A 13,061-nucleotide genomic window follows, 5' to 3' on the forward strand; every position below is an offset into this window, starting at 1 on the left:
CCGTGCACGAGTTGTCGATCGCGACCGCGATCATCGAACGAGCCGGCGAGCTGGCCCGGGCCGACGGGGCGGAAGCGGTCTCGGCGGTGACCGTCCGGGTCGGCGAACTGGCGGGCGTCGTCCCCGACGCCCTCGACTTCGCCTTCGAGGTGGCCCGCGACGGCACCGCCCTCGCCGCCGCCCGGCTCGTCGTCGAGCAGATCCCCGCCCAGGCCTGGTGCGGCCCGTGCGCCGAGGAGTTCGCGGTGGGCACGCCCCCGTTCTTCTGGTGCCCGCGCTGCGACCAGCCCTCCACCGACCTGCGCAGCGGCCGGGAACTGGAGATCACCGGGATCGAGCCGTCACCGGCCCCGGCATAGCGCGCGGCGCATCACGTGCCGTGGGCCCCGCCGAACACGTCGGCGGGGCCCACGGCACGTCCGGACCGGATCACACGTGCGGACCCGATCAGCAGATACGCGGCAACTGCTCGCCCAGCGGCAGATCCACCACCCGCGTCCCGCCCAGCCCGGTGGTGACCACGACCATGCCGGGATGGTCGGCGACGCACTCGCCGATCAGCGTGGCCCCGGCGCCCTGCGGATGGGCGCGCATCGCCGCGAGGACCTCCTCCGCCGCCGACGGAGGCACGAAGGCGACCAGCCGGCCCTCGTTGGCGACGTAGAGGGGGTCGAGCCCCAGGAAACCGCAGGCGTTCGCGACCGCGTCCGGCACCGGAACGGCCCGCTCCCGCAGCCGGACCCCGGTTCCGGACGCGCGGGCGATCTCGTTGAGGGACGCCGCCAGACCGCCCCGGGTGGGGTCGCGCAGCACATGGAGGTCCGGGGTCACCGCCAGCATGGCCGCCACGAGATCCGCCAGCGGTGCGGTGTCGCTGGCCACCTCCACCCCGAACTCGAGGCCCTCCCGCACGCTCATGACCGCCACCCCGTGCAGCCCGATCGGACCGCTGACGATGACCGCGTCCCCGGGTCGCGCCCGCTGGGGCCGGATGTCCACCCCGTCGGGCACCAGCCCCACGCCCGCCGTGGTGACGTACACACCGTCGCCGTGCCCGGACTCCACCACCTTGGTGTCACCCGTGGCGACGGCGACCCCGGCCGCCTCGGCCGCCGCGCCCATCGCACGCGCGACCCGCTCGACCACGGTCAGCTCCACACCCTCCTCCAGCACGAAGGCGGCGGAGAGATACGCCGGCCTGGCACCGCTCATCGCCAGGTCGTTGACCGTGCCGTTGACCGCGAGGTCACCCAGGCAACCCCCCGGAAAGAACAGCGGCCTGACCACGTAGGAGTCGGTGGAGAACGCCAGCCGCGCACCGCCCAGCTCGAGAACGGCGGAGTCGGCGAGCCCGGCGAGGACGGCGTTGCCGTAGGCAGGCGCGAAGACCTGCTCCATCAGCTCCGCCGACAGCACACCGCCTCCGCCGTGCCCCATCACCACCACGCCCTGGTCGCGCAGCGGGGCCGGGCAGGTCCAGTCGGCCGGGTCGACCATCTCGGCGACTTGCTCAGGCAACGGTAGTCACCTCCTGCTGAGGGGCCCCGCCCGCGCGCGGCGTCGGGGCGTTCATGCGTCGGTACAGGTAATAGGCCGCGCAGGCCCCCTCGCTGGAGACCATCGTGGCGCCCAGCGGCGTACGCGGAGTGCACGTCGTGCCGAACGCGGCGCACTCGGTCGGCTTGATCAGCCCCTGGAGCACTTCACCACTGCGACACTCGGCGGGTTCCTCGGTCCGGATGCCCGTGACGTCGAAGCGGTGCTCCGCGTCGTACGCCCGGAAGGCGTCGGTCAGCCGCCAGCCACTGGACGGGATCCGCCCGATGCCGCGCCAGGACCGGTCGGTGACCTCGAACACCTCCTCGATCATGCGCACCGCGGCCGGATTGCCCTCCGCCCGTACGGCGCGCGGGTAGGCGTTCTCCACCCGATGCTCGCCGCGCTCCAGCTGGCGAACCGCCCGGCGGATGCCCTCCAGGATGTCCAGCGGCTCGAAGCCGGTCACCACCATCGGCACCCGGAACCGCTCGGCGAGTTCGGGGTACTCGGCCATGCCCATCACGCTGCACACGTGCCCGGCGGCCAGGAAGCCCTGCACCCGGCACTCGGGCGCCGTCATGATCGCCTCGACGGCCGGGGGGACCCGCACATGCGACACCAGCAGGCTGAAGTTGGACAGGCCCAGGCGCCGCGCCTGGTGCACGGCCATCGCGTTGGCGGGGGCCGTGGTCTCGAAGCCGATCGCGAAGAACACCACCTCCCGGTCCGGGTTGCGGCGGGCCAGCTGCAGAGCGTCGAGCGGCGAGTAGACGACGCGTACGTCCCCGCCCTCGCCCTTGACCCGGAACAGGTCGCGGTCGGTGCCCGGCACCCGCAGCATGTCGCCGAAGGAGCAGAAGATCACGCCCGGCCGTGCGGCGATCTCCAGCGCCTTGTCGATGACCTCCAGCGGCGTGACACAGACCGGGCAGCCGGGCCCGTGGATCAACTCGACCTGCTCGGGCAGCAGTTGGTCGATGCCGTGCCGGATGATGGAGTGGGTCTGGCCGCCGCACACCTCCATCAGCGCCCAGGGCCGGGTGGCGGTCGCCCGGATCTCGTCCAGCAGCCGCCGGGCCAGCTCGGGGTCGTTGAACTCGTCGATGTACTTCACGGGGTTCCCGCCTCCTTCGCCGCCTGCTCCCAGGCGTCGCCGAACTCCTCCTCCAGCAGCCCCAGTTCCTCGAAGAGCTTCAGGGAGGCCAGAGCCGATTCCTCGTCCAGGCGCTGGAGCGCGAACCCGACGTGCACGATGACGTACTCACCGACCCGCACATCGGACACGTACTCCAGACACGCCTGTTTCTGCACTCCGCCGAAGTCGATCAGCCCGGTGAGCGGATCCGCGGTGTCGTCGATGGCCACGACCTTGCCGGGCACTGCCAAGCACATGGGTCACTCCTCCTGTCGTTCGTGCGCCGCGACCACCAGCTGGCCGAGGGCCAACCCGCCGTCGTTCGGCGGTACTTCGCGATGCCGGAGCACCGCGAAGCCGTCCCCGGTCAGCAGCCGCGCGCACTCCTCCTCCAGCAGCGCGTTGGCGAAGACCCCGCCGCTCAGGGCGACGATCGTCAGACCGGTGCCCCGACGCGCGCTGCGGCAGACCTCAGCGACGGCCCGCGCCACGCCCCGGTGGAACCGGGCGGCCAGCACCGGGACCGGGGTGCCGCGCCGCAGATCGGCGATGAGCGCGGCGAGCACGGGCGCCGGATCGTAGACGCCGGCGGCGAAGCCGAAGGCGTACGCCGAGGTGTCGGCGTGCCAGGCCGTGGCGGCGGCGGCCTCCAGCTCCAGGGCCGCCTGCGCCTCGTACCGCGCGCGGTGGCACACACCGGCGAGGGACGACACGGCGTCGAAGAGACGGCCCATGCTGGAGGTCGCCACGCAGGCCAGGTCGCGGTTCAACTGCCGTTCCAGCATGATGAGTTCATCCGCGGCGCAGGCGGCCACGCTGGGCAGGTCCGGGTCCCAGTGCAGGCCCGCCGACCACAGCCGGGCCAGCGCCAGGCGGCACGGGTTGGCCACGCCCGCGTCGCCGCCGGGCAGCGGAGCGGGGGCGAGGTGGGCGAAACGTCGGTAGCCGGAGTAGTCGGCGAGCAGGATCTCGCCGCCCCAGACGGTGCCGTCGTCGCCGTAGCCCGTGCCGTCGAAGGCGACGCCGATCACGGGTGTGGTGCCGTCGAGGCCGTGCTCGGCCATGGTCGAGGCGATGTGCGCGTGGTGATGCTGGACGAACACGGGTGCCTTGCACGGCAGTTGGGTGGCCCGCCGACGTGCCCACCGGGCCGAGTGGTACCCCGGGTGCCGGTCGGCGGCGACCAGTTCGGGGCTGACGCCGGTCAGGCGCCGCAGCTGCGCCTCCGCCCGCACGGCCGCCTCCAGAGTGGTCAGCTCGCCCATGTCACCGATGTGCGGGCCGAACCAGACCTGGTCGCCCTCGCCGACGCACAGGGCGTTCTTCAGGTCCCCGCCCACGGCGAGCGCGGGCCGCACCGCGACCGGCAGTCGCAGCGGCCGGGGCACATACCCCCGCGACCGGCGCAGCACCTGCTCGGTGCCGTCTGGGCGCACACGCATCAGGGAGTCGTCGCAGGGCGACGCGATCGGCCGGTCGTGCGCGAGCCAGGCGTCGGCCAGTCCGGCAAGCCGGGTCAGCGCCTCGTCGTCGTCCGTGACGATCGGCTCCCCGGAGCGATTGCCGCTCGTCATGACCAGGGCGCGCGGACCCGGGGGGTCGCCGGGCAGGCCGAACAGCAGGGTGTGTACCGGCGTGTACGGCAGCATCACGCCCAGGTGCGGGCTGCCGGGGCAGACGCCGGGCGCGAGGATGCGCTGGTCCGCGCGGCGGCGCAGCAGGACGATGGGGCGCCGGGGGCCGGTGAGGGCGGCGAGCTCGGATGCGGACGGCTCGGCGATCCGCCGTACGGCGTCGAGGTCCGCGCACATCACGGCGAACGGTTTCCCGCCGCGTGCCTTGCGGGCGCGCAGGGTGTCCACGGCCGGTGCGTCGGTGGCGTCGCAGGCGAGGTGGTAGCCGCCGAGGCCCTTGACGGCGACGATCCGCCCGGCGGCCAGCAGAGCCCGTGCCGTCGCCAGGGCGTCACCGTCCCGCGCGGGGCGCACCCCGCTCCCGGTGGCGGGCACCAGGCGCAGCCGAGGCCCGCAGTCCGGGCAGGCCACGGGCTGGGCGTGGAAGCGGCGGTCGCCGGGATCGCCGTACTCCCGGGCGCAGTCGGCACACATCGGGAAGCCGGTCATGGTCGTGACCGCGCGGTCGTACGGCATTCCCGTGGCGATGGTGAAGCGGGGCCCGCAGTGGGTGCAGGTGACGAACGGGTGCCGGTGCCGGCGGTCGGCCGGGTCGGCCAGCTCACGCAGACAGTCGCCGCAGGTCGCCGTGTCGGGCGGGAGTTGAGTGCGGCCGGGGGAGCGGTCGGTGGAGCGGATGGTGAAGGCGTCGTCGGCGCCGGTGACGGGCAGGTCCTCGAAGCCGACGCCGGTGACGGACGCCAGCGGCGGGGGCTGCGTGGCCAGCCGGTCGCAGAAGTCGGCGACACCGACCGGCGGGCCCTCCACCTCGATGAGCACGCCGCTGGCTGTGTTGCTGACGAACCCCGCCAGCGCGAGGTCGGTGGCCAGACGGTGCACGTACGGTCGGAACCCCACGCCCTGCACCGTGCCGCGCACGAGGACGCGGCGGCGTACGGCTTGTGCGGCGGGCGCCGTCACGAGTGGCTGTGGCTGTGGGGGCGGGGCGCCAGGGGCGGCCGGTGGACGGCGGCCCCGTCCCGCACGGCGAGCACCCGCCGCAGCAGGGTGTCCACACCGTCGCCGGTCCGCGCACAGGAGTGGAGGATCTCCACGCCGGGGTTGACCCGCCGCACATGGGCGGCGAAGGCGGCCTCGTCGAAGCAGGCCGGACCGGCCAGGTCGGTCTTGGTGAGCACCACCAGATGGGCGGAGCCGAAGGCGGTGGGGTACTTCAGCGGTTTGTCCTCGCCCTCCGTCACCGCCATCAGCACGACCCGCAGACTCTCACCGAGGTCGTAGGACGCCGGGCAGACGAGATTGCCGACGTTCTCCACGAACAGCAGCGAGGTGTCCTCGGGCAGCCAGCTCTCCACATGCCGGCCCAGCTGCCGGGCCTCCAGATGGCACAACCCGTCGGTCAGGAGCTGCTTGACGGGCGCTCCGGAGCGGGCGAGCCGGTCGGCGTCGTTCTCGGTGGCCAGGTCGGCGGTGAGCGCGGCGACGCGGACGCCCCGCTCCATCGCACGGGCCAGGACGCGCCCCAGCAGTTCCGTCTTGCCGCTGCCCGGGCTGGACAGCAGGTTGACCACGCTCACACCGCGCCGGGACAGTTCGTCCCGCAGGCTCGCGGCCAGACCGTCGTTCTTCGCCAGGACGGCCTGGGTGACCTCGTCCACGGAATCGCACATGGGCGCTGCTCCCAGCGGGGATCGGGTGTCGGACCGCTACCGATCCTCGGCGCCCTCGGCCACGAGGTGCGGAAGACCGGCCGCGGAAGTGTCCCGGGACTCCTCGGACGGGTTCGTCGATTCCTCCGGGCGGCTCAACAGGGGCGTGGCCGTCGGGTCGGCGAGCAGGACGGCAACCATCGTGTGCAGGGCCGCGACGGCCCGCTCGACCGCGTCCCGCACGGTCGCGCTGACTCCGGGGGCGATGTCCTCGTCGCCGCGGGGCCGCAGCTCGGGCTCGCAGGCCAGGACCAGCACACGCGGGAGCGGCTCGTCGCCCAGGTGGGTGGCGAGGGCCAGCACCTTCGCCGGGTCCATGCCGTGCGCCTCCGGCGGGGCGGCGCCCGCGGTGCCGTCGGGGAGGTCCGGCTCGATCAGCGACAGGGTGCCGGGACGCCGGCCCCGCGCCGCCGCGTCGACCAGGACGACCGTGTCGTAGCCGTCCAGCAGTTCGTACGCGAGGTCCATCCCGCGGATGCCGAAATCCCGGACCCGCACCTCGGGCGGCAGCGGGCGGCGGTCCAGGGCACGGATCACCTCGGGGCCGAAGGCGTCGTCCGCGAGGAAGATGTTGCCGACGCCGGCCACCAGCAGCCGGGCACTCAACACGAACCCCCGGTGGCCAGCGGGTTCGACGAACCGCTCGGCTGCTTGCGGACGAAGGCGGAGCGCAGGGCGTGGTACGGGGCGCGCGGGTCGAAGAAGACGGCGCGCATCCGGGCGAGTTCGTCCCGTCGGTATTCGGCGAGGGGCCGCTGGAGCTCGTCCGCGTGCCGAGCCGTGGCCTTGGTCGTGATACGGCGTGTGAGCTGCGGATCCTTGGCCACATCGGCGATCAGTCGCTCGACCTCGGTGGCGAACTTCTGGGCCGGAACCGGCACCAGACGGTCCACCAGTCCGAGCCGCTGGGCGCTAGCCGCGCTCATCGGCAGCGCCTCGGTCGTCAGCCGCTCGGCCGTCTCGGCTCCCACGCGGCGCGGCAGCGAGTAGGTCCAGTACTCGGACCCGAACAGGCCCATGCGCCGATAGTGCGGGTTGAGGACGGCGCCCGTGCGGCACCAGACCTCGTCGGCGGCCAGGGCCAGCATGACGCCGCCGGCCGCCGCGTTGCCGCCGAGGGCCGCGACCACCAGCCGGTCCGTGGTCCGCAGCACCGCCTCGACCAGGTCGTTCATGGCGTTGAGGTTGGACCAGGACTCACCCGCCGGGTCGCTCGACGCCTCGATGACGTTGAGGTGGATGCCGTTGGAGAAGAAGTCGCGGGCGCCGCCGAGCACCAGCACCGAGGTGGGGCGGGTGAGCGCGTACCGGTAGGCGGCGAGCATCCTGCGGCAGTGGTTGGTGCCCATCGCCCCGCCGGGGAACGAGAAGGTCAGGAAACCGACGTCACCGTGCTGCCGGTAACGGATGTCGGTCCAGGTGGTACGGCCCGGGGACAGGCTCAGCGGGGCGGCGATCTCCGGCAGCCAGTGCGGGCGGTCGCTCGAACTCGGAATGCCCCGGGTGCCGGGCGGAGCAGGGAAGCCGGCGAGGACGGAGGCGGCCGGTCGGCGGAACGGGGCCGGGTCGCCGGAGTTCTTCCGGGGGCGCAGTTCCGGGATCCACACGGCGCCGTCCCGGGTGGCCCGGCACACCGCGCCGGACCGTGTCGCGAGGAACTCGCCCGGCTGCCCGCGCAGCATGTCCTCGGGATGCCCGCCGTGCAGGAACACCTCCCGGCCGCAGACCTCGTCCAGCACGCCCGGCTGCGAGTCGGCGCCGCGGAGCTTGCGCAGCACCGTGGCCGTGCTGTCGGTCTCCCAGTCGATCCGGCGCTGTTCCTGGCGGACGACGTCGCGCCACACCACCTGGACCGCCGGGTCGCTCTGCGGCTTCGGCTTGAACGAGCCCTCCGCGAACCGCCGCACGGCCAGCAGGACGGCGGCCGTGGCGGCGTCGGAGACCTCGCCCCGGTACAGGTCGCTCTTGCCGACCGGGGCCACCGGGAAGGACGCCTCGGCCCACACGTCGCCCGCGTCCATCGCGGCCTCGGCCTGAAGCACCGTCACGCCCCAGTCCGGCGCCTCCTCGGTGATCGCCCAGTCCAGGGAGGACGGGCCGCGGTCACCGGGTGGCCCGGGGTGCACGATCAGACAGGGGCGCTCCCGCCACACGTCCTCCGGCAACGCAGTCTTCAGCATCGGAGCGACGACCAGTTCCGGACGCACCTCGCGTACGGCGGCCCGGATCGCGTCGGGGCCGGGCGAGGCGAGGACGACGTCCACCCGGTGCCCCAGGTCCGACAGTTCGGCGTACAGACGCTGGGACAGGCTGTTGAACGCGCTGGCGACGAGCAAGATGTCCATGACATCGCATGTTCGCTGGTCGGGGGAGGGCCGAGAAGGACCACGGGCGGCGTTTCGCGGGCTGTCGTCGTGCCCCTTGCGCCCACCGGGTGACACTTGATCAGGAAACGGGCGTGTCCTCGGCGTCGTATCCGTAGATCCAGCCGTTGGCCACCAAGGGGTCGGCCCCGGCCAGTGCCGCGTCACGGGCCCGCTGCTCGGGCCCGTCCGGCAGGTGGTTGACGTCCCGTCGGGCGTGAGTGACCGCTCCACCGACAGCACGCTCCCGTCCGCCCAGCGACGGAACTCCCACGCCCGCTCCAGCGGCACGGCCCGCCGCAGAAACCGCTCCATGACGCCGAGCCGCCGCAGCAGCCGTACGTCGTTCGGGGCGGCGACGAGCCCGGCGCCGACCTCGGTGAGGGCGGGCGCCTGCTCGTGGACGGTGGCGGTGAGCCCGGCGCGGTGCAGGAAGGCGGCGGCGGCCAGGCCACCGATGCCGCCCCCGACGACGGCGATCCGTGGCCCGTGCACCAGGCCGGGCGGCACAGGGTCGGGCATGGAGCCACTCCTCCGCGTCGGACGGCGCCGCTTGCTACCTCAACCGTGTCGTCTCCAGCAGATCCCGCGCCATCAGCCGTGCGGGCCGTTCGGTGTGTTCGGCGACGCGGCGGAACGTCTCCTGGGCGGCGCGGGCCGGCCAGTCGGGGGGAAGGTGCCGGGCGGGCAGCCGTGGGTCGGTGCGGATGGTCCAGAGCCATTCGCTGACCAGCCGCAGCCGGGTGCCGATCGGGTCGTCGCCCGGTCCCGCGTCCAGACGGGCCGTCCACCGCTTGTCGAAGGTGACGTAACGCGCGGCGATGCTCTCCAGGTCCCAGGCGCCGTCGATCATCTGCGCGATGTCGGTGGCCTCGTCCGCCTGGGCGTGGAAGATCTTGACGTGGTCGGCCAGACCCAGCTCCGCGACCACCGCGGCGACGTCGACCTTCCCGGGCGCGATCCACAGCCCGCTGTACAGCGCCCCGAATCCGGACCAGGTGAGGCGGGAGCGCAGGTCGTGGCGCTGGCGTTTCCAGGAGTCGGGGAGGGAGAAACCCAGCAGGGTCCAGGAGCCGTCCCAGTCGTCGTTGACCGCGCCCTGCCGCCAGATGCGGGTGCGGCCGTCCTCCAGGACTCGGGTCGCCTGTGGGGTCAGGCCGAAGAACATCTTGCGGCCCTCGCGCTGGCGCCGCAGCAGTCCGCGGTTGACCATCCGGGTGAGGGTCGAGCGCACCGCCTGCTCACCGACCCCGACCCGGCCGAGCACGTCGATGATGCTGCCCGAGTAGACGCACAGGTCGCCCTGCTCCAGGACGTGGTTGCCGAAGAAGGTCAGCAGGAGGGACTGCGGGCGCTGCTGCGGCCCCTCTGAGCTGCCCTGACCGTCCAGGATGTCGTCGTCCTCCACGGAGCACAGCGTACGGCCGCCCACCGACGGCGCGGCGGGCGGCCGTACGGCTTCACCGGCCGTCGGCGGGGTGGGCAAGGTCGTACGGACGTGGGTACGGGGCGGGGCGGTACGGGACATAGCGGGTGGGTGTCGTCGGATCGGCCTTCATGGCACGGGAGTTGAGGGACCGGGGATCGGAGCCGACCCACTTGCCGGTGGTGAGACGGTCCTCCAGGGCGTGCAGGGCCGCGAGCTGTTCGGCGGGGCTGAAGGTGCAGTGTCCGGCGTTGTCGGTGTACGCCTGGCGGAGGAGGGGGGCGGAACCGGAGGCGGTGACCGCGCGGCGCAGGGCGCTCTCCGTCTGGACGGGGACCAGGGCGTCGCCGGTGGTGTGGATGTCCAGTTGCGGCTTGGTCAGCTTGCCGGTGAAGGCGCTGGTGCGGCTCATCCAGGCCACCGCCGACGCGTCGGCGCCGATGCGCGGGGCCTTGTTGAGGGTCGCCAGGTCCTCGCGCAGGGAGAGGCCCGCGTTCTTGTAGAGCTCGGTGACCTGCTTGCGGACCGAGGACTGTCCGAGGAGCTTCGCGTAGTCGACGCCGGTGTTCCAGGACATGTTGCCGCCCGCGCGGGTCTCCGCCTCCTGCCGCCAGCTGAACGCCGGTACTTGGATCAGGCCTCGTAGGGCCGGGAACTGGTTGGCCTGCTGGGCGTCCCAGTCGGTAGCGGCGGGGCGGGTCTGGCTCGGGTCGTTCCAGACCGGGATGTTGTGCAGGGCGGCGGCGAGGGCGAGCCGGGCCCGGCCCGCGGCCGTCGTCTGGGCCGCGTCGGCCGCGGCGGTCAGGGTGCCTGCCGCCGCGGTGGCCTCCGCCTGGTCCTCGAACCCGGTCAGCGGGACGTCGGAGTCGCGCGCGAGGAGCGTCTTGACGGCGAAGACCGGGTCGAGGGTGTTGTTCCAGTTGGCGACTCCGCCGTGCACGAGCCCGCACATCGCGAGGGAGCCGTCGATGCGCCGCGCGGCGCGCTCGGCGATGGCGGTGGTGACGAGTCCGCCGTAGGACTGTCCCCACGCGATGGTGCGCCGGGCCGTCCCGAAGCGGTCCTTGAAGACGGAGAGGGTGGCCAGCTGGTCCGGCACCGCGTCCGTCACCGCCCAGCCGGACGAGGCGTAGGAGGACCCGATGAGCGCGTAGCCGCTGTCGAGCAGGAGTGCCTTGGTCGTGTTGTCCGGGGCGTTCTGCGCGGGGTTGGGGGCACCCTTGGGGCGGTAGCCGTGGCTGAAGAGCAGAACGGTGCCGTTCCAGTCGGCGGGAACATCCATCGAGTACGTGGCGCCCGAGGGGAGTCGGCCGTCGACGTGGGCGGCCTCGGGGGCGGCGACGGCCGAGGTGGGGAGCGCGGTGACGGCGAGCAGCAGCGCTGCGGCGAGGGCGGTGCGGGTGCCGTTCGTCATGCGGTGATCTCCTCCGTGTGGGGGGCGTCGGAGCGTTCGGTCGCGGAGCCGGACAGGGACGTACGGCTGGTCTCGCGCACGAACCAGACGGTCAGCGCGGTGATGAGGGAGCCTCCGCAGATCAGCAGGGCGACGGGGGTGCCGTTGCCGCTGCCGGCCACCAGGCTTCCGGCGATCATGGGGGAGAAGCCGGCGCCGATGAGGGTGGCGCCCTGGTAGCCGAGGGAGGCGCCGGTGTAGCGGACCCGGGTGCCGAACATCTCGGTGAGCAGCGCGCCCAGCGGGCCGTACATCACGGACTGGGCGATGCCGTGCCCGAGGACCACGGCGAGGATCAGCAGTCCGGGTGACCTGGAGTCGACCAGGGCGAGAACGGGGAAGGCGAGCGCGGCCGAGGCGACGGCTCCGGCGAGGACGACCGGGCGGCGGCCGACGCGGTCGGAGAGCGCGGAGGCGCAGGGCAGCACGACCAGGGCGACACAGGCGGAGACGGTGAGCGCGGTCAGCACCTGCGGGCGGGCGTAGCCGATGCCGGTGGCGTACGCGATCAGGTAACTCGTCAGCAGGGACTGGGCGGTGAAGGCGCCGATGCCGACACAGCAGGCCAGCAGCAGCGGACGGGGACGCCGCAGTACGTCGAGGATGGGCAGCCGGGCCTCGGCGCGGTCCTTCTTCACCTCGGCGAACAGCGGGCTCTCGACGACCTTCAGCCGGACGAAGAGGCCGACGCCGAGCAGCAGCACGCTCAGCAGGAACGGCACCCGCCAGCCCCAGGCAGCGAACTGGTCGCGGGGCATGGCGACCACGAGCGTGACGACGAGCGAGGACAGCAGGGAGCCGAGCGGGGCTCCCATCTGCGTGAAGCTCGACCACAGGCCGCGGCGACGCTCCCCGGCGTGCTCGACGACCATCAGGGTGGCACCGCCCCACTCACCGCCGATGGCGAGGCCCTGGACGACGCGCAGCGTGATGAGCAGGACCGGTGCCCAGACGCCGATCGTGTCGTAGGTGGGCAGCAGGCCGATCAGGAAGCTGGCGCCGCCCATCAGGCCCATGGTGAGCAGCAGCATCGACTTGCGGCCGAGCCGGTCGCCGAAGTGCCCGAAGACGATGCCGCCGAGCGGGCGGGCGACATAGCCGGCGGCGAAGGTGCCGAACGCGGCGATCGTGCCGACGGCCGGGTCGGCGCCGGGGAAGAACAGCTCGCCGAAGACGAGGGCGGCGACGGTGCCGTAGACGAGGAAGTCGTAGAACTCCACGGCGGTACCGAGCAGCCCGGAGAGGGCGACCCGGCGGAGTTGCCGGGTGCTTTCGGGGCTGGCCGGTGACGGTGATGCGACGGGGGACGGGGGCATCGCGGTCTCCCTTGACCGGGGGAAGGACACCGTGAAGGTAGGCTCTCTGCTTACTGCCGTCAACAAAGTGCACAACATCAGATCGCACTCGACGACTGTCATGAGAGGTCGATCGAAAAGGCTGAGGGAGTCGGAAAGGGCGGACCGCATCGGTCCACCCGGCAGGCGTCAGGCCCGTGTCACCGCCGACGTCACCGCCAGCCGAAACGGCGGTCCACCACCGCCGCGAACTCCTCCAGGGTCAGCACCTGGTCGCCGTTCTGGTCGGCGGCGTCGAACAGCGCGGAGGAGGCTTCCTCGTCCCCCAGGGCCCAGAACGGCAGGTCTCCGGACGCGGCCAGCGACGGCCCCTTCGTCCGCAGCGCGATGATCACCTCCGCGCGGGTCAGGGTCCCGTTCCGGTCGAGGTCGAGCGCCTCGAACAGCTTGCGGGCCTTGTCACTCATCGTGTCATCCTCGTTCCTGTCGTCGGCGGACGAGCCGACG

12 protein-coding genes and 1 pseudogene are annotated in these 13,061 nt (G+C 72.9%); 1 reads left to right on the plus strand and 12 read right to left on the minus strand.

Annotation, left to right across the window (positions count from 1 at the left end):
* Positions 1-2 precede the first annotated feature (2 nt).
* Positions 3-359 (plus strand): hydrogenase maturation nickel metallochaperone HypA, encoded by a 357-nt coding sequence (hypA, locus tag ACZ4UU_RS30405; protein WP_471906586.1) that lies wholly within the window; start codon positions 3-5, stop codon positions 357-359.
* Positions 360-447: 88 nt separating this feature from the next.
* On the opposite strand, the gene hypE is transcribed toward hypA, so the two are convergent.
* From hypE to ACZ4UU_RS30465, 12 genes and pseudogenes are all read right to left on the minus strand, one after another.
* The gene (gene hypE / locus ACZ4UU_RS30410; protein WP_471906810.1) at positions 448-1,497 is read right to left on the minus strand and encodes a hydrogenase expression/formation protein HypE; all 1,050 of its coding nucleotides are present in this window, start codon (positions 1,495-1,497) and stop codon (positions 448-450) included.
* A gap of 13 nt (positions 1,498-1,510) precedes the next feature.
* Positions 1,511-2,653, minus strand: a complete 1,143-nt coding sequence (gene hypD / locus ACZ4UU_RS30415; RefSeq protein ID WP_471906587.1) for a hydrogenase formation protein HypD — start codon at positions 2,651-2,653, stop codon at positions 1,511-1,513.
* Positions 2,650-2,931 carry a HypC/HybG/HupF family hydrogenase formation chaperone gene (locus ACZ4UU_RS30420; protein ID WP_471906588.1) on the minus strand — a complete coding sequence of 94 codons (282 nt, stop codon included), beginning with the start codon at positions 2,929-2,931 and terminating at the stop codon, positions 2,650-2,652. Before ACZ4UU_RS30420 ends, hypD begins: the two co-directional genes overlap by 4 nt.
* Positions 2,932-2,934: 3 nt before the next feature.
* On the minus strand, positions 2,935-5,268 hold the full coding sequence (gene hypF, locus ACZ4UU_RS30425) for a carbamoyltransferase HypF (protein ID WP_471906589.1): 2,334 nt from the start codon (positions 5,266-5,268) through the stop codon (positions 2,935-2,937).
* On the minus strand, positions 5,265-5,978 hold the full coding sequence (hypB, locus tag ACZ4UU_RS30430; protein WP_471906590.1) for a hydrogenase nickel incorporation protein HypB: 714 nt from the start codon (positions 5,976-5,978) through the stop codon (positions 5,265-5,267). The genes hypF and hypB overlap by 4 nt, the downstream gene beginning before the upstream one ends.
* 36 nt (positions 5,979-6,014) lie before the next feature.
* Positions 6,015-6,623: a hydrogenase maturation protease gene (locus ACZ4UU_RS30435; protein WP_471906811.1), complete on the minus strand. Its 609-nt coding sequence runs from the start codon at positions 6,621-6,623 to the stop codon at positions 6,015-6,017.
* The gene (locus tag ACZ4UU_RS30440) at positions 6,620-8,362 is read right to left on the minus strand and encodes an enoyl-CoA hydratase-related protein (RefSeq protein ID WP_471906812.1); all 1,743 of its coding nucleotides are present in this window, start codon (positions 8,360-8,362) and stop codon (positions 6,620-6,622) included. Before ACZ4UU_RS30440 ends, ACZ4UU_RS30435 begins: the two co-directional genes overlap by 4 nt.
* 297 nt (positions 8,363-8,659) lie before the next feature.
* Positions 8,660-8,902: pseudogene (locus ACZ4UU_RS30445) on the minus strand (FAD-dependent monooxygenase); the annotation flags it as partial.
* Between the two features lie 34 nt (positions 8,903-8,936).
* Positions 8,937-9,788, minus strand: coding sequence for a PaaX family transcriptional regulator (locus ACZ4UU_RS30450; protein ID WP_471906813.1), 852 nt, complete (start codon positions 9,786-9,788; stop codon positions 8,937-8,939).
* Between the two features lie 52 nt (positions 9,789-9,840).
* On the minus strand, positions 9,841-11,220 hold the full coding sequence (locus ACZ4UU_RS30455; RefSeq protein WP_471906591.1) for a hypothetical protein: 1,380 nt from the start codon (positions 11,218-11,220) through the stop codon (positions 9,841-9,843).
* Positions 11,217-12,575: an MFS transporter gene (locus tag ACZ4UU_RS30460; RefSeq protein WP_471906592.1), complete on the minus strand. Its 1,359-nt coding sequence runs from the start codon at positions 12,573-12,575 to the stop codon at positions 11,217-11,219. The genes ACZ4UU_RS30455 and ACZ4UU_RS30460 overlap by 4 nt, the downstream gene beginning before the upstream one ends.
* A 191-nt stretch (positions 12,576-12,766) precedes the next feature.
* The gene (locus ACZ4UU_RS30465; protein ID WP_471906593.1) at positions 12,767-13,021 is read right to left on the minus strand and encodes an EF-hand domain-containing protein; all 255 of its coding nucleotides are present in this window, start codon (positions 13,019-13,021) and stop codon (positions 12,767-12,769) included.
* Positions 13,022-13,061 lie beyond the last annotated feature (40 nt).

It is taken from the genome of Streptomyces sp. NPDC028907, assembly GCF_055564995.1.